This is a genomic window from Pseudomonas sp. A1230 (genome assembly GCF_044218825.1).
Taxonomy (GTDB): domain Bacteria; phylum Pseudomonadota; class Gammaproteobacteria; order Pseudomonadales; family Pseudomonadaceae; genus Aquipseudomonas; species Aquipseudomonas iridis.
Genome location: NZ_CP162582.1, coordinates 462,437 through 483,350, shown reverse-complemented (window position 1 = coordinate 483,350; position 20,914 = coordinate 462,437). Strand labels below are relative to the sequence as shown.

The following is a 20,914-nucleotide window of genomic DNA, read 5'->3' as shown; positions in this document are numbered from 1 at the left end:
AGAGGGTTGTATTTCATGGCAACTATTTTCGATCCGATCAAACTGGGCGACATCGAGCTGGCCAACCGCATCATCATGGCCCCGCTGACCCGCTGCCGCGCTGACGAAGGCCGTGTGCCAAACGCGCTGATGGCCGAGTACTACGTACAACGCGCCTCCGCCGGCCTGATTCTCAGCGAAGCCACTTCGGTGACCCCGATGGGCGTCGGCTATCCGGACACCCCGGGCATCTGGTCGAACGATCAGGTGCGTGGCTGGACCAACGTGACCAAAGCCATTCACGCCGCCGGCGGCAAGATCTTCCTGCAACTGTGGCACGTGGGCCGGATCTCTCACCCTTCGTATTTGAACGGTGAAGCGCCAGTCGCCCCGAGTGCTATCCAGCCCAAAGGTCACGTCAGCCTGGTGCGTCCAATGGCCGACTACCCAACCCCGCGCGCACTGGAAACCGCTGAAATCGCCGAGATCGTCGACGCTTACCGCATCGGTGCCGAGAACGCCAAGGCGGCCGGTTTTGATGGCGTGGAAATACATGGCGCCAACGGTTACCTGCTCGACCAGTTCCTGCAAAGCAGCACCAACCAGCGCACCGACAACTACGGCGGCTCCCTGGAAAACCGTGCCCGCTTGCTGCTGGAAGTGACTGACGCGGCCATCGAAGTCTGGGGCGCCGGTCGTGTCGGCGTGCACCTGGCACCACGTGCTGATTCCCACGACATGGGCGACGACAATCTGGCTGAAACCTTCACCTACGTGGCACGTGAGCTGGGCAAGCGTGGCATCGCCTTCATCTGCTCCCGCGAGAAAGAAGGCGCCGACAGCCTCGGCCCGCAACTCAAAGAAGCCTTCGGCGGCCCTTACATCGCCAACGAACGCTTCACCAAGGACAGCGCCAACGCATGGCTGGCCAGCGGCAAGGCTGACGCCGTGGCGTTCGGTGTACCGTTCATTGCCAACCCGGATCTGCCAGCGCGCTTGAAAGCCGATGCGCCGCTGAACGAGCCACACCCGGAAACGTTCTACGCTAAAGGCCCGGTTGGCTACATCGACTATCCAACGCTGTAAGCCTTGACGCAGAAACGCAAAAGCCCCCGACTTGTGAGAGTCGGGGGCTTTTTTTCGCCAGCGGTTACCGGGCATTGGCAACACTCGTTCACACCAGCGACACAAAATCCCTACAAAATGCCTGGCTCGCTACCTATAAACTCCGCACCTCAAACGTATATAAAAGCAGGCCAACTGACATAAGCTGTGCCAATTACAGATTGTTCATTTGCGCAGGCTGGGGCTCAGCCGCAGCATGTCCATCCCTGTGTCGACCCAACGCTCGGCTTCGGCGTGCAACTCGAAGCTGTCCGGAGCCAATAGCCACCCATAGAGGAGGCCATCGATATAGGCATGAATGCTGATGGCCGCACGGACAGTGTCGAGATCTTCCGGCAGCTGGCCGCGATTCACCGCATTACGCAGGGTCAACCCGATACGCAGATTGCAATCGAGACTGGCCGTCCGGCGCTGCTGGCGCAGATCGCACATTTCATCGGTGAACTCGCACTTATGAAACAGAATTTCGTTGATGCGACGGGTCTTCGGGTCCAGCGCAACTTGATGAAACAAATGAATCAACAATTTGCGCATACAGCCCAACGGGTCGAGTTCATCTTCGCTTTCACTGGCTTTGGCCAATTCATCCAGCGGCTCATGCAAGCTGTCGAGCATGGCCTGCACCAGATCGGCCTTGTTGCTGAAATGCCAGTAAATGGCGCCGCGCGTGACGCCGGCCATTGTCGCGATATCCGCCAAAGTCGTGCGGGCCACGCCCCGTTCATAGAACGCTTTCTCTGCCGCTTCGAGAATCTGGCTTCGCGTTTCCTGAGCTTCTTCTTTGGTACGACGGACCATGGCAGTAAAACCTCAAACAGGATATTTCAGGGATGGATTGAACATCCGCTGAACAAAGAGGGGGTCGATCTCTCTTGAATCGGCTCCCCAGCCTACAATTTCAAACCTTGCAACGACTTTTGTAACAGGGTGGGTACGTGGCCAAGGTGTTTACAAACAACCATGAACGTAAGTATATTACTTAGCAAGCTACTTATCCACCCGATAGTATTTTTTTACCCTTCCACACTTCTTGTGCGTTTTTTGCGCGCCTGACCCGAGGATCTTCATGCAATTCAAGCCAGCTGTTACCGCTCTGGTCACTGCCGTCGCCCTGGCATCGCTGCTCAGCGGATGTAAAAAGGAAGAAGCGGCACCGGCCGCTCCGCCTCCTCAGGTCGGCGTCGTCACCCTGCAACCACAAGCGTTTACCCTCACCTCCGAGCTGCCGGGCCGCACCAGTGCGTTCCGCATCGCTGAAGTGCGACCACAGGTCAACGGCATCATTCTCAAGCGTCTGTTCAAGGAAGGCGGCGATGTCAAAGCCGGCCAGCAGCTGTATCAGATCGATCCGTCGGTTTATGAAGCGACCCTGAAAAGCGCCGAAGCCAACCTGCGTTCGACCAAGTCGATCTCCGACCGCTACAAGCAATTGGTCGATGAGCAAGCCGTGAGCCGTCAGGAATACGACACTGCCGTGGCCAATCGCATGGAATCGGAAGCGTCCTTGCAGACCGCTCAGATCAACGTGCGCTACACCAAGGTCTACGCGCCGATTTCCGGTCGCATCGGTCGCTCTTCGGTCACCGAAGGTGCGCTGGTCAACAACGGCCAGACCGACGCGATGGCTGTGATCCAGCAGCTCGATCCGATCTACGTCGACGTTACTCAATCTTCGGTTGAAATGCTGGAACTGCGTCGCGAGCTGGAAAGTGGCCGCCTGCAAAAGGCCGGCGACAATGCCGCCGCAGTCAAGCTGACCCTCGAGGACGGCAGCCAATACAAGCTCGACGGCAAGCTGGAATTTTCCGAAGTCTCGGTTGACCAGACCACCGGTTCCGTGACCCTGCGTGCCGTGTTCCCGAACCCTGATCACACCTTGCTGCCAGGCATGTTCGTCCACGCCCAGTTGCAGGCCGGCGTGAACAGCGCCGCGATACTCGCGCCACAGCAAGGCGTGACCCGCGACCTCAAAGGCACCCCGACCGCACTGGTTGTCGGCCCGGACAACAAGGTTGAACTGCGTCAGCTCAAGGCCAGCCGCACCGTAGGCAGCCAGTGGCTGATCGAAGATGGCCTGAAAGCGGGCGATCGTCTGATCACCGAAGGGCTGCAATACGTCAAACCTGGTGTCGAAGTAAAAGCCAGTGAAGCGACCAACGTCGGAGTAAAGAACCCGGCCCCCGCACAGGCAGCTGATAAAGCCGCCGGCGGCAAAGGGGAGTAACCCATGTCAAAATTCTTCATCGACCGTCCGATTTTCGCCTGGGTAATTGCCCTGGTGATCATGTTGGTCGGGGCACTTTCGATCCTGAAATTGCCGATCAACCAGTACCCGAGCATTGCGCCACCGGCCATTGCGATCTCCGTGACCTACCCGGGCGCCTCGGCGCAAACCGTGCAGGACACCGTGGTCCAGGTGATCGAGCAACAGCTCAACGGTATCGACAACTTGCGTTATGTGTCCTCGGAAAGTAACTCCGACGGCAGCATGACCATCACCGCGACCTTCGAGCAAGGCACCAACTCCGACACCGCGCAGGTACAGGTTCAGAACAAGCTGAACCTGGCCACCCCGCTGTTGCCGCAGGAAGTGCAGCAACAAGGTATCCGCGTGACCAAGGCAGTGAAGAACTTCCTGCTGGTGATCGGCGTGGTGTCGCGTGACGGCAGCATGAGCAAGGACGACCTGTCCAACTACATCGTGTCGAACATGCAGGACCCGATCTCCCGTACTGCGGGTGTCGGCGACTTCCAGGTCTTCGGTGCCCAGTACGCGATGCGCATCTGGCTCGATCCGGCCAAGTTGAACAACTTCAACCTGACCCCGGTCGACGTCAAAACCGCGATTGCTGCGCAGAACGTTCAGGTATCGTCCGGTCAGCTCGGCGGTTTGCCGGCCGTACAGGGCCAGCAGCTTAACGCGACCATCATCGGCAAAACCCGTCTGCAGACCGCCGAGCAGTTCAAAGAGATTCTGCTCAAGGTCAACAAGGACGGCTCGCAAGTCCGCCTCAAAGACGTCGCCAGTGTGGGCCTGGGTGGTGAGAACTATGCGATCAGCGCCCAGTTCAACGGCAGTCCGGCATCCGGCCTGGCGGTAAAACTGGCCAACGGTGCCAACGCCCTCGACACGGCCAAGGCCTTGCGCACCACCATCGACGGACTGAAACCATTCTTCCCGCAAGGCATGGAAGTGGTATTCCCGTACGACACCACTCCGGTGGTGACTGAATCGATCAAGGGTGTGGTTCACACGCTGATCGAAGCAGTGGTGCTGGTGTTCCTGGTGATGTTCCTGTTCCTGCAGAACTTCCGCGCCACGGTCATTACGACCATGACGGTGCCGGTGGTACTGCTCGGTACATTCGGCATCCTCGCCGCCGCCGGTTTCAGCATCAACACCCTGACCATGTTCGGTATGGTGCTGGCCATCGGCTTGCTGGTGGACGACGCCATCGTTGTGGTGGAAAACGTCGAGCGGGTGATGAGCGAGGAAGGCTTGTCACCCAAGGAAGCGACCAAAAAGTCCATGGGCCAGATCCAGGGCGCACTGGTCGGTATCGCGCTCGTACTGTCGGCGGTATTGCTGCCGATGGCGTTCTTCAGCGGTTCCACGGGTGTGATCTACAAGCAGTTCTCGATCACGATCGTTTCGGCTATGGCCCTGTCGGTACTGGTTGCCCTGATCTTCACCCCGGCGCTCTGCGCGACCATGCTCAAGCCGATTCCGAAAGGCGAGCACGGTACGCCGAAGAAAGGTTTCTTTGGCTGGTTCAACCGCAACTTCGACCGCGGCGTGCGGAGCTACGAACGCGGTGTCGGCAACATGCTGACCCGCAAGGCGCCGTACTTGCTGGCTTACCTGCTGATCGTCGTCGGCATGATCTGGCTATTCACTCGCATTCCGACCGCGTTCCTGCCGGAAGAAGACCAAGGCGTTCTGTTCGCCCAGGTGCAGACGCCGGCCGGCTCCAGTGCAGAGCGCACTCAGGTGGTCGTGGATGAAATGCGTGAATACCTGCTGCGTCCGAACAAGGATGGCGGTGAGGCTGACGCGGTGGCTTCGGTGTTCACCGTAACCGGCTTCAACTTCGCCGGTCGTGGCCAGAGCTCGGGTATGGCGTTCATCATGCTCAAGCCGTGGGGCGAACGAGACGCTGATAACAGCGTGTTCAAACTGGCCGCCCGTGCTCAACAGCACTTCTTCAGTTTCCGCGACGCGATGGTGTTTGCCTTCGCACCACCCGCAGTACTGGAGTTGGGTAACGCCACAGGTTTCGACGTGTTCCTGCAAGACCGTGCCGGTATCGGTCACGAAAAACTGATGGAGGCACGCAACCAGTTCCTTGGCATGGCGGCGCAGAGCAAAGTCCTGACCCAGGTGCGTCCGAACGGCTTGAACGACGAGCCGCAGTTCCAGCTGGAAATCGATGACGAGAAGGCCAGCGCCCTGGGCGTTACCATCAACGACATCAACAACACCTTGTCGATTGCGTTGGGTAGTAGCTACGTCAACGACTTCATCGACCGTGGTCGAGTGAAGAAAGTGTACATACAAGGCCAGCCGGACTCGCGCATGAGCCCGGAAGACTTGAAGAAGTGGTATGTGCGCAACGCCTCCGGCACCATGGTTCCGTTCTCCGCATTCGCCAAAGGCGAGTGGATCTACGGCTCGCCGAAGCTGGCACGCTACAACGGTGTGGAAGCGGTAGAAGTGCTGGGTGCTCCAGCGCCGGGTTACTCCACCGGTGAGGCCATGGCGGAAGTCGAAGCGATTGCCAAGAAACTTCCGTCGGGTGTCGGTATCTCCTGGACCGGTCTGTCCTATGAAGAACGTCTGTCCGGTTCGCAAGCACCAGCGTTGTACGCCTTGTCGCTGCTGATGGTGTTCCTGTGCCTGGCGGCGCTGTATGAAAGCTGGTCGATTCCGATCGCGGTCATGCTCGTGGTTCCACTGGGGATCATCGGTGCGTTGATGGCCACCAGCCTGCGCGGTCTGTCCAATGACGTGTACTTCCAGGTGGGCTTGTTGACAACCATTGGTCTGGCGGCAAAAAACGCCATTCTGATTGTCGAGTTCGCCAAGGAGCTGCATGAGCAAGGGCGCAGTCTGCGCGAAGCGGCGATTGAAGCCTGCCGCATGCGTCTGCGACCGATCATCATGACTTCGCTGGCCTTCGTGCTCGGTGTTGTACCGTTGGCAATCTCGACCGGTGCCGGTTCGGGCAGCCAGCATGCAATCGGTACTGGCGTGATTGGCGGTATGCTGACGGCCACGATCCTGGCGATCTTCTGGGTTCCACTGTTCTTCGTCACCGTGTCTTCCATTGGTCAGCGTAAAAATGCCGACAAGGATGACGCCATAGAAACTCCTAAAGAGGCTGGCCAATGAGCAAGTCGCTACTCTCCCTCGCAGTCGCCGCCTTCGTGCTGAGCGGTTGCTCGCTGATACCTGACTATCAGCAGCCTGAGGCCCCGGTCGCAGGCCAATACCCGCAGGGGCCGGCGTACTCGCCGGCCCAGGCACCGGCGCAAGCCGCTGCCGAGCAGGGCTGGAAGCAGTTTTTCCATGACCCGGCCCTGCAACAGCTGATCCAGGTTTCGCTGGAAAACAACCGCGACCTGCGTGTCGCGGCACTGAACATCGACGCTTATGCGGCTCAATACCGCATTCAACGTGCCGACCTGTTCCCGGCGGTTTCGGCCAATGGCAGCGGCAGCCGTCAGCGTCTGCCGGCGCGCGCGTCGCAGACCGGCGATTCGATGATCAGCAGTTCGTACTCCGCCACCGTCGGCATCAGCGCCTACGAACTCGACCTGTTCGGTCGGGTGCGCAGCCTGAGCGAACAAGCGTTGCAACAATACTTCGCCACTGAAGAGGCGCGTCGCAGCACCCAGATCAGTCTGGTCGCCAGCGTCGCCAACGCCTATCTGACCTGGCAGGCCGACAAGGAACTGCTCAAGCTGACTCAGGACACCCTCGGTGCCTTTGAAGAAAGCTACAAGCTGACCAGTCGCAGCAATGAAGTCGGTGTGGCCTCGGCACTGGATCTGGCGCAGTCGCGCACCTCGGTGGAAAACGCCCGGGCGCAACTGGCGCGTTACACCCGCCAGGTGGCTCAGGACGAAAACAGCCTGACCCTGCTGCTCGGTACCGGCATCCCGGCCAATCTGCAAACGGCCAAACCGCTGGCCGATGACCTGCTCAGCGACGTACCGCCGGGCCTGCCATCGGACCTGCTGCAACGTCGTCCGGACATCCTTCAGGCCGAGTACAACCTGAAGGCCGCCAACGCCAACATCGGCGCCGCCCGTGCAGCGTTCTTCCCGAGCATCAGCCTGACGGCCAACGCGGGTACCCTGAGCCCGGACCTGTCCGGTCTGTTCAAGGGTGGTTCGGGGACGTGGCTGTTCCAGCCGCAGATCAACCTGCCGATCTTCAACGCCGGCAGCCTGCGCGCCAGCCTCGACTACGCCAAGATCCAGAAAGACATTGGCGTGGCGAACTACGAGAAGTCCATTCAAACGGCCTTCCAGGAAGTCGCCGATGGCCTGGCCGCACGCCAGACCTACACCGAGCAATTGCAGGCGCAGCGTGATTTCGTGCAGGCCAACCAGGATTACTACCGCCTGGCCGAGCGTCGTTACCGCATCGGTGTCGACAGCAACCTGACCTTCCTCGATGCCCAGCGTCAGCTGTTCAGCGCCCAACAAGCGCTGATCACCGACCGCCTCGCGCAGCTGACCAGTGCGGTCAACCTGTACAAGGCATTGGGTGGTGGCTGGAATGCGCAGACTGCGCAAAACGAACCACAGAAAGAAGAAGCACCGAAGATGAAGTTGTTCTGATCATCTGCTGAACACAAAGAGCCCACCTTATTGGTGGGCTTTTTGTTGCCTGCCAGAAAGCTGTGTTGTCTGGGCGGGTGCTATCGCTGGCAAGCCAGCTCCCACAGGGTTCTCGGGTGTACCCGGGGTATGTGAACAACCCAAAAACCTGTGGGAGCTGGCTTGCCAGCGATAAGGCCATCACCTGCATCGCAAAACCCGGCCCAATCTTGCGTTCGATAATCGCCCCAAAACCGCTTTCCCCGATTGAAACCCCGCCTCCGCGCCCCGCACCATTCATCCCACAAAACCAATAACATCAGGTTCGACACCATGCCCCCGCGCCCTGCCCTGTCCGGCTGATCACCGCCGCTCATTCCGAAATCTGCAAGCCAATGCCCGCCGCAAAAAGCGCCGGCACCGGACTCCGTTCGCCCCAAAAAATAACAAGAGAAACTGCAATGACCCACCCAACTGCGCCGTACGCATTCCCCGGCCTGATCGCCCTGGCACTGGCTTGCGCGGCTTTGCCCGTTGCAGCTGAAGAAGCCGGTTTTGTCGAAGGGGCCAAGGTCAACCTGAACCTGCGCAACTTCTACATCAACCGCAACTTCACCAACCCGACCAAGGCTCAGGGCAAGGCTGAAGAGTGGACGCAAAGCTTCATCCTCGACGCCAGATCCGGCTTCACCCAAGGCACCGTCGGCTTCGGCATGGACGTGCTCGGGCTGTATTCGCTGAAGCTCGATGGCGGCAAAGGCACTGGCGGCACGCAACTGTTGCCGCTGGATCATGACGGTCGCCCGGCGGACAACTTCGGCCGCACCAACGTCGCGTTCAAGGCGAAGCTGTCGCAGACCGAAGTGAAGGTCGGCGAATGGATGCCGGTACTGCCGATCCTGCGTTCGGACGACGGTCGCTCGCTGCCGCAAACCTTCCGCGGCGGCCAGATCACGTCGAAAGAAATCGACGGCCTGACGCTTTACGGCGGTCAGTTCCGCGCCAACAGCCCGCGCGACGACAGCAGCATGAGCGACATGTCGATGACCGGCAAAGCGGCGTTCACCTCTGATCGCTTCAACTTCCAGGGTGGTGAATACGCTTTCAACGAAAAACGCACGCAGATCGGTCTGTGGAATGCCGAGCTCAAGGACATCTACAGCCAGCAATACATCAATCTGATCCACAGCCAGCCACTGGGCGAATGGACCCTGGGCGCCAACCTCGGTTTTTTCTACGGCAAAGACGACGGCAGCGCGCGCGCCGGGGATCTCGACAACAAGACCTGGTCCGCATTGTTCTCGGCAAAATATGGCGGCAGCACCTTCTATGTCGGCCTGCAAAAACTCACCGGCGACAGCGCGTGGATGCGCGTCAACGGCACCAGCGGCGGCACCCTGGCCAACGACAGCTACAACGCCAGCTACGACAATGCGCAGGAACGTTCCTGGCAGGTCCGCCACGACTACAACTTCGTAGCCCTCGGCGTCCCCGGCCTGACGCTGATGAACCGCTACATCAGCGGCGATAACGTACACACCGGGACCATCACCGACGGCAAGGAGTGGGGCCGCGAATCGGAACTGGGCTACACCGTGCAGAGCGGCACGCTCAAGGACCTGAACGTCAGATGGCGCAATTCGACCATGCGCCGGGATTTCAGCAATAACGAGTTTGATGAGAACCGGTTGATCGTCAGCTATCCGATCAGTTTGCTCTAACCTCTCCTCTTTATCAGCTGCGGCACGCTGTGATTTTTTGATCCTGAAAAACAGGATCAAAAGATCGCGGCGTACCGCAGCGCGTACAAAAAAAACCGCATCAGGATGCCACCCGTCAGGTCGGCTGGAGCTTTTTTTGCTGGCGAGTAGAGTTTAAAAACCTGAAGGACTCAGGCGTACAACCCTACCCACTTCCGTTATCTGTTGTAGTTGGTCCCCAAGACTTGAGCCAGGCTGTCACGGAAGACACTGCTGATCACCGGAGGACCACCTCATGATCGCTCGACTCAAAACGGCACCCGACTGGGATGCCAAGGCTTACCAGCAGTTTTCCCGTCTCAGGCAACGCCCGGTCAACGAATTGCTCGACCGTGTCGACCTGCAAACCCCACAGCGTATTTACGACCTTGGTTGCGGCACGGGCATTGCCACTCAGTTGTTGGCCGAGCGCTGGCCACACTCACAACTGCAGGGAATCGACAGCTCGCAGCAAATGCTTGAACAAGCCCGCTGCCTGCCGATCAACGCATCGTGGCAGCACTGCGACGTGCTCGACTGGCGACCCGAACAACCTGCTGACCTGCTGTTCGCAGCGGCGGTTCTGCATTTCATCAACGGTCATGAAACGTTACTGCCGAACCTGCTGGGTCTGCTCAATGATGGAGGGTGCCTGGCGGCACACATGCCGGACTGGCGCGATGCATTGTGGTATCGACTGATGCTCGACACCCTCGACGATGCCGGCCCCGGCAACACGCCACTGGGCACACCGCAACTGCGCCAGCGCATGGCCGCGCGGCCCTTGCTGTCACTTGAGGATTACTACCGTTTGCTCGCACCGCTGGCCGCGTCGCTGGACATCTGGGAGACCGAGCAATTGCAGGTGGTTGACGGCAAGTCGCCGGTGTATGACTGGATAAAAGTTTCGGCGCTAAGGCCGGTGATGCAGGCGCTGACGTCGGAGGAACAGGCGCGCTTCATTTATCACTTTCTGATGCGGGTGCATGCGCATTATCCGCAGGAGGAAAACGGGCACACGCTGTTTCCGTTCAAGCGCATTTTCATTGTGGCCACAGTCTGAAGATCAAAAGATCGCAGCCTTCGGCAGCTCCTACAATATGCAATGCAATCCCCTGTAGGAGCTGCCGAAGGCTGCGATCTTTTCAAACCCGACAATCACTCCCGGGATTCAACACCCAGCTCATCCCAGACCGACTCAGCCAGATGAAACGTCGCGTTCGCCGCTGGAATCCCGCAGTAGATCGCGCTCTGCATGATCACTTCCTTGATCTCGCCACGGCTCACGCCGTTATTGGCCGCCGCGCGCAGGTGCAGTTTCAGTTCGCCCTCGCGGTTCATGCCGATCAGCATGGCGATGGTGATCAGGCTGCGGGTATGCCGAGGCAAACCTGGGCGGGTCCAGATGTCGCCCCAGGCGTGGCGGGTGATCATCTCCTGAAATTCCGAGTTGAACTCGGTCAGTGTGGTCAGGCTGCGATCGACATGCGCGTCGCCCAACACTGCGCGGCGGACCTGCATGCCTTCGTCGTAACGTTGTTTCTCGTCCACAAAAACTTCCTCACTGAGCCTGTAAAAACGTCAACACGCGATCGCTGAAAGCGATACCTGCCTGCACGTTTGAAAGATGCGCCGCGTAGGACTCGGCGTACTCCGCACCGCGCACATGCTCCTGAATAAAGTGGCCACCGGACGGCGGCGTTACCGCATCTTCGGTACCGGCGATCACCAGTAGCGGCAGGTTGATGGACGCCAATTGATCACGGAAATCGGCATCACGCACTGCCGCGCAATTGGCCGCATAACCTTGCGGCGAAGTCGCTGCGAGCATGTCGGTAATCTGCTTGGCCGAGGCCGGATGGGCTTGGGAAAAGTCCGGGGTAAACCAGCGGGCAATCGACGCATCGCGCAGGGCAACCATTGCTGGCGCACCGTCACGCAGCACGGTTTCAATGCGCGGGTTCCACACTGACGGATCGCCGATTTTCGCTGCCGTATTACACACGATCAGTTTGTGCAGTCGATGCCCGGCATTGATCCCCAGCCACTGACCGATCAACCCGCCCATCGATAACCCGCAGAAATGCGCGCGCTCGATGTGCAGCGCATCCAGCAGCCCGAGCACGTCGTGGCCCAGTTGCTCGATGCTGTACGGCCCCGGCGTCACCAACGACTTGCCGTGCCCGCGGGTGTCGAAACGCAGCACGCGAAAGTGCTCGGTGAATGCCGGCATCTGCACGTCCCACATGTGCAGGTCGGTGCCCAGCGAGTTGGACAGCACCAGCACCGGCGCATCGACCGGGCCTTGGATTTGATAGTGCAGTTCGCCATCGGCGAGTTGAACGAAAGCCACAGCCCTCTCCTTCAGACAGTCAAAGCGTTGTGTTCGCCCACCGCTCGCTCGACCCAGACCTGCGCCTGACCGAGGTAATGGGCGGGGTTCAAAAGATTATCCAGTTCAGCGCTGCTCAATTGCGCAGTGACCTGCGGTTCGTCACCGAGCACGGCGCGCAAGTGGCGCTGTTCGGCCACGGCACGTTTGCAGCATTGTTCGAGCAAGTGATGGGCGGTGTCGCGGCCAACCCGTTGTGCGAGCACGATGCTCACCGCTTCGGCCAGCACCAGCCCTTGGGTCAGGTCGAGGTTGCGCGCCATGCGTGCGGCGTCTACCTCCAGGCCCTCAGCCAACAGGCGCGCCTGTTGCAGTGAGCCCGAGACAAGGCAGCAAATCTGCGGCAAGGTTTCCCATTCGGCATGCCACAGACCGAGGCTGCGCTCGTGCTCCTGCGGCATCGCACTGAACAGCGTCGACACCAGCCCCGGCACTCGCGTGGCTGCGCCGATCAACACGGCGGCACCCACCGGATTGCGCTTGTGCGGCATGGTTGACGAACCGCCCTTGCCCGGTGCCGAAGGCTCGAAAACCTCCGCTGCTTCGGTCTGCATCAACAGACTGATGTCGCGGCCAAGTTTGCCGAGGCTGCCGGCGATCAAACCCAGTACCGCGCCAAACTCCACCACGCGATCACGCTGGGTGTGCCACGGCTGTTCCGGCAAGGTCAGTTGCAGTTCTTCGGCCAAGGCCTGGGCAATCGGCAATGCCTGTTCGCCCAATGCCGCGAGGGTGCCCGACGCTCCGCCGAATTGCAGCACCAGCAAACGGGGTTTCAGCTCGCGCAAACGCTGGCGGCTGCGGGTCACGGCGCCGAGCCATCCGGCGATTTTCATGCCCAGAGTCACCGGTGTCGCGTGTTGCAACCACGTGCGCCCGGCCATTGGCGTTGCCGCGTGGCGCTGAGCCTGCGCAGCAAGAGAATCGGCCAGTTGCGCCAGATCGCTTTCGATCAGATCCAGCGCCTGACGCAATTGCAGGACCAACCCGGTATCCATCACGTCCTGACTGGTCGCGCCCAGATGCACATACCGCTCGGCCTCGGCGTCGGTTGCGGCAATCTGCTTGCCCAACGCCTTGACCAGTGGAATCGCCGAATTGCCCGCCGTGGCAATCGCCTCGCCCAGCGCTGCGAAGTCATAGAGGTCGGCGCGACAGGCATTCTCGATGGGCGCAACAGCGCTCGCCGGAATCAAACCCACCCGCGCCTCGGCCCGAGCCAGCGCCGCTTCGACGTCGAGCATCGCCTGCACGCGGCCCTGATCGCAGAACACCTCGCGCATATCGCGGGCGGTGAAGTAGGCATCGAACAATTGATCGCCCGGTCGCTGAGTCATAAACAGTCCTTGCCGGCGCGAGCCATCGCGGCCCGCGCACATGGGGTTACAGATCGTGGTGCAAATATTTCGCCTGCTTCGGCAACCGCAGGCTAAACAGGAAGGCCACCGCCATCATCGCCGTGACGTACCAATAGAAGACGTTTTCCATGCCGCCAGCCTTGAGGCTCAGCGCAACGAATTCGGCCGAACCACCGAAGATCGCGTTCGCCACCGCATACGCCAGGCCGACGCCGAGGGCGCGTACTTCCGGCGGGAACATTTCGGCTTTCACCAAGCCACTGATCGAGGTGTAGAAACTGACGATGGCCAGCGCCACGGTGATCAGCACGAACGCCAGGAACGGACTGCTGACAACCTTCAGGCTAAGCAGGATCGGCACCGTGAACAACGTACCGAGGGCGCCGAACCAGAGCATCGAACTGCGTCGGCCGATCTTGTCGGCGAGCATGCCGAACAGCGGCTGCATGCACATATAAAGGAACAGCGCGCCGGTCATGATGTAGCTCGCGGTCTTGGCGTGCATGCCGGCGGTGTTCACCAGGTATTTCTGCATGTACGTGGTGAACGTGTAGAAAATCAGCGAACCACCAGCGGTGTAGCCAAGCACGGTGATGAACGCGGCTTTGTGATCGCGGAACAACGCGCGGATGCTGCCGGCGTCCTTGTTTTCGCGCATTTCCTTGCTGGTGGTTTCTTTCAGCGAACGACGCAGGAACAGCGAAATCAGCGCCGCCACCGCACCGACCACAAACGGAATCCGCCAGCCGTAGGCACGCAGGTCGTCTTCAGTGAGGAACTGTTGCAGCACCACCACCAGCGACACCGCCAGCAATTGTCCGCCGATCAGCGTCACGTACTGGAACGAGGCAAAAAAACCGCGCTGGCCCTTGAGCGCAACTTCGCTCATGTAGGTCGCGGTGGTGCCATACTCGCCGCCGACCGACAGGCCTTGCAGCAGACGTGCGAACAGCAACAGCACCGGCGCCCAGACGCCGATGTCCTTGTAAGTCGGCAGGCAGGCGATGAGCAACGAACCGAAGCACATCATCAGAATCGAGATCAGCATCGAGTTCTTGCGGCCGTGCTTGTCCGCCACCCGGCCAAAAATCCAGCCGCCAATCGGCCGCATCAGGAAGCCTGCGGCGAACACCCCAGCGGTGTTGACCAGTTGTACGGTGGGATTGTCGGAGGGGAAAAACGCCGGGGCGAAATAGATCGCGCAGAAGGCGTAGACGTAGAAGTCGAACCATTCGACGAGGTTGCCGGACGAAGCGCCGACAATCGCGAAGATGCGCTTGCTGCGCTCTTCACCGGTGTAATGGGCGGTCTGGGTTGTCATTATTTTTCACTCAATAGGGACAGTCAGAGTCTAGACACACTTTGCAACAGTCCCGTTCCACAAGCTGGAACATCAAAAGATCGCAGCCTTCGGCAGTTCCTACAGAAAGCACATTCCAAATGCAGGAGCTGCCTAAGGCTGCGATCTTTTGCTCTTGATCTCAATAATCGAAGAACACCGTCTCGGCATCAGTGCCCTGCAAAATCACATTCCACTGATAAACCCCCGACGCATCCGGTTTGGCCAGCAACGTCGCACGACGTTCGGCCGGCACGCATTCGAGCAGCGGATCAGCAACGTTGGCCGGCTCACCCTCAAAGTAGATCCGCGTCAGCAAGTGCTTCACCAACCCGCGTGCAAACACCAGCACCACCAGATGCGGCGCCTGGGTCGAGCCCTTCAGGCCCTCAACCGTACCCGGTTTGATCGTGGTGAAACGGAAGCGCCCCTGCGCATCCACCGGCACCCGGCCAAACCCTTCGAAATGCGGATCGAGGGGTTTGGCCTGCTCGTCTTCCGGGTGGTCGTACTTGCCAGCGGCATTCGCCTGCCACACTTCAAGCATGGCGTCGTTGACGACATCGCCGTTGCCGTCCACCACTTGACCGGTGATCGCCACGCGCTCGCCGAGGGTTTGTTCATTGGCGAGGTTTTCGCGGTTCAGCCAGGTCAGGCCGATGTGGTAATACGGCCCGACGGTGTGGGACGTGGTCGCAGTCAGCGTCATCTTATTTCTCCATCGGCGTGGCTTCACGCCCGCGCAGCACGATGTCCCAGCGATAACCGAGGGCGTAGGACGGAATGGTTTTCTCCAGATCGAAACTGGCGATCAGACGTTCCTTGGCCGACGTATCTGGCACGCAGTTGTAGATCGGGTCATAGGCCAGCAGCGGATCGCCGGGGAAATACATCTGCGTGACGAGTCGGGTGAGAATGCTCGGCCCGAACAGCGAAAAGTGGATGTGCGCGGGGCGCCAGGCATTGTGATGGTTGCCCCACGGATAGGCGCCAGGCTTGATGGTCTGGAACTGATACCAGCCGTCGGCATCGGTCACGGTGCGGCCGGTGCCGGTGAAGTTCGGGTCCAGCGGCGCGTCGTGCAGATCGCGCTTGTGGTTGTAACGGCCGGCGGCGTTGGCCTGCCAGATCTCCACCAGAATCCCCGGCACCGGCAAGCCGTTTTCGTCGAGCACACGGCCATGGATGATGATGCGCTCGCCCTGCGGCTCGCCGTCGTGTTGGGCGGTCAGGTCGTTGTCCTTCTCGGCAACACGCTCGGCGCCGATGGTCGGACCGGTGATTTCCGACAGCGAATGCGGCAGAAACACCAACGGCTTGGACGGCGAGCGCAGATTGGTGGATTGATACGTCGGGTGCAGGTACTCAGGCTGGGTGCCTTCCTGCGGGCGACGGTAACCAGGCTTGTCAGACATTTCGATTTCCTCTGTTCTTCTTCGTCACGGCTGCGTCAGACGCGTTCGATGGCCAACGCCAGACCTTGGCCGACTCCGACGCACATGGTCGCCAGACCTTTCTTGCCACCGGTCTTTTCCAGCTGATGCAGGGCAGTCAGCACCAGCCGTGCACCGCTCATGCCCAACGGGTGCCCCAAGGCAATCGCGCCGCCGTTCGGGTTGACCTGCGCGGCATCGTCCGCCAGCCCTAATTCACGCAGCACTGCCAGGCCTTGGCTGGCGAAGGCTTCGTTGAGTTCGATCACATCAAAATCACTGACCGCCAGACCAAGGCGCTCGATGAGTTTGCGCACCGCCGGCACCGGGCCGATGCCCATCACCCGTGGCGCTACGCCGGCACTGGCCATGCCCAGCACTCTGGCGCGGGCGGTCAGACCGTGTTTTTTCACCGCGTCAGCCGAGGCCAGAATCAGCGCGGCGGCGCCGTCGTTGACCCCGGAGGCATTGCCGGCGGTGACGGTTTTGTCCGGGCCGTTGACCGGTTTCAGTTTGCTCAGCGCTTCAATCGTGGTGTCGGCACGCGGATGCTCATCCTGGCTGACCACGGTTTCGCCCTTCTTGTGCGCAATCCGCACCTCGACGATTTCTTCGGCGAAGTAGCCGGCAGCCTGCGCGGCCGCAGTACGTTGCTGACTGCGCAGGGCGAAAGCGTCCTGATCCTCGCGGGAAATTTCATAGTCATCGGCGACGTTGTCGGCAGTCTGCGGCATCGCATCGACGCCGTACTGCGCCTTCATCAACGGGTTGATAAAACGCCAACCGATGGTGGTGTCTTCCAGTTTCATGTTGCGCGAAAACGCCGCGTCAGCCTTGCCCATCACAAACGGCGCGCGGGACATCGACTCTACGCCGCCGGCAATCGCCAGCTCCATTTCGCCGCTGGCGATAGCACGGAACGCGGTACCAATCGCATCCATGCCCGAAGCGCAAAGGCGATTGAGGGTCACGCCCGGCACGATTTCCGGCAGGCCCGCCAGCAGCAACGCCATGCGCGCGACGTTGCGGTTGTCTTCGCCGGCCTGGTTGGCGCAACCGAGGAACACCTCGTCGATTGCGTTCCAGTCCACCGATGGATTGCGCTCCATCAGCGCCTTGATCGGCACGGCAGCCAGATCGTCGGCGCGCACGGCGGCCAGACCACCGCCGAAACGGCCAATGGGGGTGCGAATCGCGTCGCAGATATAAACGTCACGCATCATGCTTCTCCCGGTGCCTGACCGTGGGCCGCCGCGGTGCGCGCTTCGAGATCGCGCAGCGCGGTCAGTTCGACTTCGCTCGGTTCGGCAATGGTGGCGACATTGTCGGCAAAACGGATGGCCCAGCCGGTGGCGGCGATCACTTGTTCGCGGGTCACGCCTGGATGCAGCGCGGTGACCACGAACTCATGGGTGCCCTCTTCCGGCTCCATGGTGCACAGGTCGGTGATGATGCCAACCGGGCCAGCGCCCGGCAGGCCCAGGCGCTTGCGCGAATCACCGCCCTCGCCATGCCCGACCGAAGTGATGAAATCGAGCTTGTCGACAAACGAACGCGCCGACTGTTTAAGGATGATCAGCACGCTTTTCGCCGAACCGGCAATCTCCGGCGCGCCACCGGCACCCGGCAGACGCACTTTCGGCGCGTGGTAGTCGCCCACCACGGTGGTGTTGATATTGCCGAAGCGGTCGACCTGCGCCGCGCCGAGAAAACCGACGTCGATGCGTCCGCCCTGCAACCAATAGCGAAAAATCTCACCAGTCGGCACCACGGTGTCAGCGGTTTCCGCCAGTTCGCCGTCACCGATGGACAGCGGCAACACGCTTGGCTTGGCGCCAATCGGGCCCGATTCGTAGATCAGCACCACATCTGGCGACGAGGTCAGGCGCGCGAGGTTGGCAGCCTTGGAGGGCAGGCCGATACCGACGAAGCACACCGAGCCGTTCTTCAGGCGACGCGCCGCGGCGACGGTCATCATTTCATTGGTGGTGTAAGTCATTACTTGGCCTCCGAAGCAGCGGCCAACTTGGCCTGGAATTCGCTGAAATCAGCGCTGCCATGGATGTATTCGTTGATCCACGCAGTAAACGTCTCACGGTCGCGGGCGATCGGGTCCCACGCCTGATAGAAACGGTTATCGCGCTCGTTGTAACCGTGGGCGTAGGACGGATGCGCGCCACCGGGCACATGGCACACCGCACTCAGGGCCCAGGTCGGCAGAACACAGGAATTCATCGGGGCATTGAGGTCATCGACAAGTTCTTCGACGGTGACAATGCAGCGCTTGGCGGCCAGTGCGGCTTCCTTCTGCACACCGAGAATGCCCCACAGCAGCACGTTGCCTTTGCGGTCGGCTTTCTGCGCGTGGATCACCGTGACGTCCGGGCGCACCGATGGCACCGCCGCCAATACTTCACCGGTGAACGGGCAAGTGACGGACTTGATCAGTGGATTGACCTTCGGCAAGTCAGAGCCTGCGTAGGCACGAAGCACCGCGAACGGTAGGCCGGAAGCGCCAGCCACGTAGGCATTGGCCAGGTCGGCGTGGCTGTGTTCTTCGATTTCCAGCGGCTGCGGCCATTGCTTCTCGACCGCGTCGCGCAGACGGTGCAGCGAACCCACACCCGGATTTCCGCCCCAGGAGAAAATCAGTTTGCGCGCACAGCCGGCACCGATCAGTTGGTCGTAGATCAAGTCAGGCGTCATCCGCACCAGCGTCAGATCTTTCTTGCCCTGACGAATGATTTCATGACCCGCCGCCGTAGGGATCAGGTGAGTGAAGCCTTCGAGCGCAACGGTGTCGCCGTCGTTGACGAATTGCTTCACCGCGTCGTGCAGCGAAAGGATCTCAGCCATGGAGCGGGCTCCCGTTTTTGTAGTGGATCGCCAGTGATAAAAAGGCGCGAGGTTCAGCGCCGGAGTCACTGAAGATTAAGCCTGTGAAAATCACCAAACAATCCGATAATCGACTGAGTGTTCGTTTATCGAACAGATTGTTGTCAGCCTATCAATCAGATCAAACGCTTCGTCGGAACGCCGCCCGGAGCAGGCTCGCTCCGACAATTTGAAATGCATTCCATTGCGGGAGCGAGCCTGCTCGCGAAGGGGACGGAACATTCAACGAATATTCCTACGCTGAAACTCAGGTCGCATCCGCATGACTGACCATGCCCTTGATCACGACAGCAGCAGTCGCCAACGCCGCCGGAATCACCAATGCCGTCAACACCTGCTCAAAATTCCAGCCCAATCCGAGCAACGTCGCGCCCATCCACGCCCCGAGAATCGCGCCAAAGCGGCCGATCCCGAGCATCCACGACACACCGGTCGCCCGGCCCTGGGTTGGATAGAACCGCGCCGCCAGTGACGGCATTGCCGACTGCGCGCCGTTGACGCACATCCCCGCCACCAGCACCAGCGTCGCCAGCAGCGTGATGTTGCCCAGGCTCTGCCCCACCGCGTAGGCAAACACCCCGGCCAACAGGTAAAAAGTGCCGATGACCTTGTGCGGATTGAACCGGTCCATCGCCCAGCCTACGCCGACCGCGCTCAACACCCCGCCGAACTGGAACAACGCACCGATGAACGCTGCCTGCTCCATGCTCGCGCCGCTGTCACGCATCAGCGTCGGCAGCCAACTGGTCAGCAGATAGACGATCACCAGGCCCATGAAATAGGTCAGCCACAACAATAAGGTGCCGGTGCTGTAGGTGCCGGAGAAGATCACCGCGAACACGTTGCGTGCCTTGACGGTTTTCTGTTCCGGCACGCTGAAGCTTGAGGCTTGGGCGACGGTAACCGGATCGATAGGCGCCAGCGTCTTGCGCACTTTGTCAGTGCCACGGTTGCGCACCACCAGATAGCGCGCCGATTCCGGCAGCCAGAACACCAGCACCACGGTGAGAATCAGCGGCAGAATCCCGCCGATCAGCAACAGGCTGTGCCAGCCGAACGCCGGGATCAGCTTCGCCGAAATGAACCCGCCACCGGCCATGCCGAGGTTGAAGCCGCAGAACATGCTGGTCACCAACAGCGACTTCTTGCGCTCCGGGGTGTATTCCGAGAGCAGCGTAGTGGCGTTGGGCATACCGGCGCCCAGGCCCAACCCGGTGAGAAAACGCAGGACCAAAAGCTCTTCGATGTTAGTGGCGTAGGCCGACGCCAGGCTAAATGCGCCGAACAGAAATACCGCGCCGACCAGCACGACTTTGCGCCCGAAGCGGTCTGCCAGAGGCCCGGAACCGAGTGCGCCGAAGACCATGCCGATCAACGCGGCGCTCATCACGGGGCCGAGGCTGGCGCGATCAATGCCCCAATCCTGCGACAACGCCGGGGCAATAAAGCCCATCGCTGCGGTGTCGAGGCCATCGAGAAACACAATCAGGAAACACAGGATCACCACCCGCCACTGATAGCGCGAGATCGGTTGAGCATTGATGAAGGTCTGCACGTCGAGGCAGTTACCCACAGCGGACTGAGGCTGGTTCATTATTTTTATTCCACGCAAAAAACGCAGTCGAACGGCGGCCGGCCAGAGAGCGGCACAGGCACAAGAATAGAAGGTCGGAATCAGGCGTTGCGTTGAATCCGGCAACAGCGATCGGTGCGGAGACAGTCGGGGAGCGTGCGCATAGTGAGTTGCCTCTTGTCATTATTATGGGAGTCGGCAGTCCGGCGAGCTCATTCACATCAGCGCCGGATGACGCTGCCGCGACATTAAT

The 20,914-nt window shown here is 60.4% G+C and carries 17 protein-coding genes; 6 read left to right on the top strand and 11 right to left on the bottom strand.

Going from position 1 to position 20,914, the window contains the following annotated elements:
- Positions 1 to 15: 15 nt before the first annotated feature.
- Complete coding sequence (locus AB4P97_RS02240) at positions 16 to 1,065, top strand: alkene reductase (RefSeq protein WP_115147650.1); 1,050 nt, start codon at positions 16 to 18, stop codon at positions 1,063 to 1,065.
- 204 nt (positions 1,066 to 1,269) lie between these two features.
- Here AB4P97_RS02240 and emhR read toward each other — a convergent pair whose 3' ends face one another.
- A complete protein-coding gene (emhR, locus tag AB4P97_RS02235; RefSeq protein ID WP_042558018.1) occupies positions 1,270 to 1,902 on the bottom strand; it encodes an efflux system transcriptional repressor EmhR in 633 nt (210 codons plus the stop codon).
- Positions 1,903 to 2,170: 268 nt separating this feature from the next.
- Here emhR and emhA point away from each other — a divergent pair, with 268 nt between their 5' ends.
- From emhA to AB4P97_RS02210, 5 genes are all read left to right on the top strand, one after another.
- Complete coding sequence (gene emhA, locus AB4P97_RS02230; RefSeq protein ID WP_042558017.1) at positions 2,171 to 3,328, top strand: efflux RND transporter periplasmic adaptor subunit EmhA; 1,158 nt, start codon at positions 2,171 to 2,173, stop codon at positions 3,326 to 3,328.
- Positions 3,329 to 3,331: 3 nt separating this feature from the next.
- Positions 3,332 to 6,496: an efflux RND transporter permease subunit EmhB gene (gene emhB, locus AB4P97_RS02225; RefSeq protein ID WP_042558016.1), complete on the top strand. Its 3,165-nt coding sequence runs from the start codon at positions 3,332 to 3,334 to the stop codon at positions 6,494 to 6,496.
- Positions 6,493 to 7,953, top strand: coding sequence for an efflux RND transporter outer membrane subunit EmhC (gene emhC, locus AB4P97_RS02220; protein ID WP_047300039.1), 1,461 nt, complete (start codon positions 6,493 to 6,495; stop codon positions 7,951 to 7,953). The genes emhB and emhC overlap by 4 nt, the downstream gene beginning before the upstream one ends.
- A gap of 440 nt (positions 7,954 to 8,393) precedes the next feature.
- Positions 8,394 to 9,653 (top strand): OprD family porin, encoded by a 1,260-nt coding sequence (locus tag AB4P97_RS02215; protein ID WP_395602018.1) that lies wholly within the window; start codon positions 8,394 to 8,396, stop codon positions 9,651 to 9,653.
- Between the two features lie 274 nt (positions 9,654 to 9,927).
- The gene (locus tag AB4P97_RS02210; protein WP_395602017.1) at positions 9,928 to 10,734 is read left to right on the top strand and encodes a methyltransferase domain-containing protein; all 807 of its coding nucleotides are present in this window, start codon (positions 9,928 to 9,930) and stop codon (positions 10,732 to 10,734) included.
- A 95-nt stretch (positions 10,735 to 10,829) separates the two neighbouring features.
- Here the strand turns inward: AB4P97_RS02210 and pcaC are convergent, their stop codons facing one another.
- The 10 genes from pcaC to AB4P97_RS02160 all read right to left on the bottom strand — a co-directional run bounded on the left by pcaC (position 10,830) and on the right by AB4P97_RS02160 (position 20,682).
- Positions 10,830 to 11,222: a 4-carboxymuconolactone decarboxylase gene (gene pcaC / locus AB4P97_RS02205; RefSeq protein WP_007917093.1), complete on the bottom strand. Its 393-nt coding sequence runs from the start codon at positions 11,220 to 11,222 to the stop codon at positions 10,830 to 10,832.
- Between the two features lie 10 nt (positions 11,223 to 11,232).
- Positions 11,233 to 12,024 (bottom strand): 3-oxoadipate enol-lactonase, encoded by a 792-nt coding sequence (gene pcaD, locus AB4P97_RS02200; protein ID WP_395602016.1) that lies wholly within the window; start codon positions 12,022 to 12,024, stop codon positions 11,233 to 11,235.
- Between the two features lie 11 nt (positions 12,025 to 12,035).
- The gene (locus AB4P97_RS02195) at positions 12,036 to 13,400 is read right to left on the bottom strand and encodes a 3-carboxy-cis,cis-muconate cycloisomerase (protein WP_395602015.1); all 1,365 of its coding nucleotides are present in this window, start codon (positions 13,398 to 13,400) and stop codon (positions 12,036 to 12,038) included.
- 46 nt (positions 13,401 to 13,446) lie between these two features.
- Positions 13,447 to 14,742, bottom strand: a complete 1,296-nt coding sequence (locus AB4P97_RS02190; protein ID WP_042558009.1) for an MFS family transporter — start codon at positions 14,740 to 14,742, stop codon at positions 13,447 to 13,449.
- A 160-nt stretch (positions 14,743 to 14,902) separates the two neighbouring features.
- Positions 14,903 to 15,469 (bottom strand): protocatechuate 3,4-dioxygenase subunit alpha, encoded by a 567-nt coding sequence (gene pcaG, locus AB4P97_RS02185; RefSeq protein ID WP_047300034.1) that lies wholly within the window; start codon positions 15,467 to 15,469, stop codon positions 14,903 to 14,905.
- Position 15,470: 1 nt separating this feature from the next.
- The gene (gene pcaH, locus AB4P97_RS02180) at positions 15,471 to 16,175 is read right to left on the bottom strand and encodes a protocatechuate 3,4-dioxygenase subunit beta (protein ID WP_042558007.1); all 705 of its coding nucleotides are present in this window, start codon (positions 16,173 to 16,175) and stop codon (positions 15,471 to 15,473) included.
- A 35-nt stretch (positions 16,176 to 16,210) separates the two neighbouring features.
- Positions 16,211 to 17,416: a 3-oxoadipyl-CoA thiolase gene (gene pcaF, locus AB4P97_RS02175; RefSeq protein ID WP_395602014.1), complete on the bottom strand. Its 1,206-nt coding sequence runs from the start codon at positions 17,414 to 17,416 to the stop codon at positions 16,211 to 16,213.
- Positions 17,413 to 18,192, bottom strand: coding sequence for a CoA-transferase subunit beta (locus AB4P97_RS02170; RefSeq protein ID WP_395602013.1), 780 nt, complete (start codon positions 18,190 to 18,192; stop codon positions 17,413 to 17,415). The genes pcaF and AB4P97_RS02170 overlap by 4 nt, the downstream gene beginning before the upstream one ends.
- The gene (locus tag AB4P97_RS02165; protein WP_200613429.1) at positions 18,192 to 19,049 is read right to left on the bottom strand and encodes a CoA transferase subunit A; all 858 of its coding nucleotides are present in this window, start codon (positions 19,047 to 19,049) and stop codon (positions 18,192 to 18,194) included. The genes AB4P97_RS02170 and AB4P97_RS02165 overlap by 1 nt, the downstream gene beginning before the upstream one ends.
- A 286-nt stretch (positions 19,050 to 19,335) precedes the next feature.
- On the bottom strand, positions 19,336 to 20,682 hold the full coding sequence (locus tag AB4P97_RS02160; protein ID WP_047300030.1) for an MFS transporter: 1,347 nt from the start codon (positions 20,680 to 20,682) through the stop codon (positions 19,336 to 19,338).
- Positions 20,683 to 20,914 lie beyond the last annotated feature (232 nt).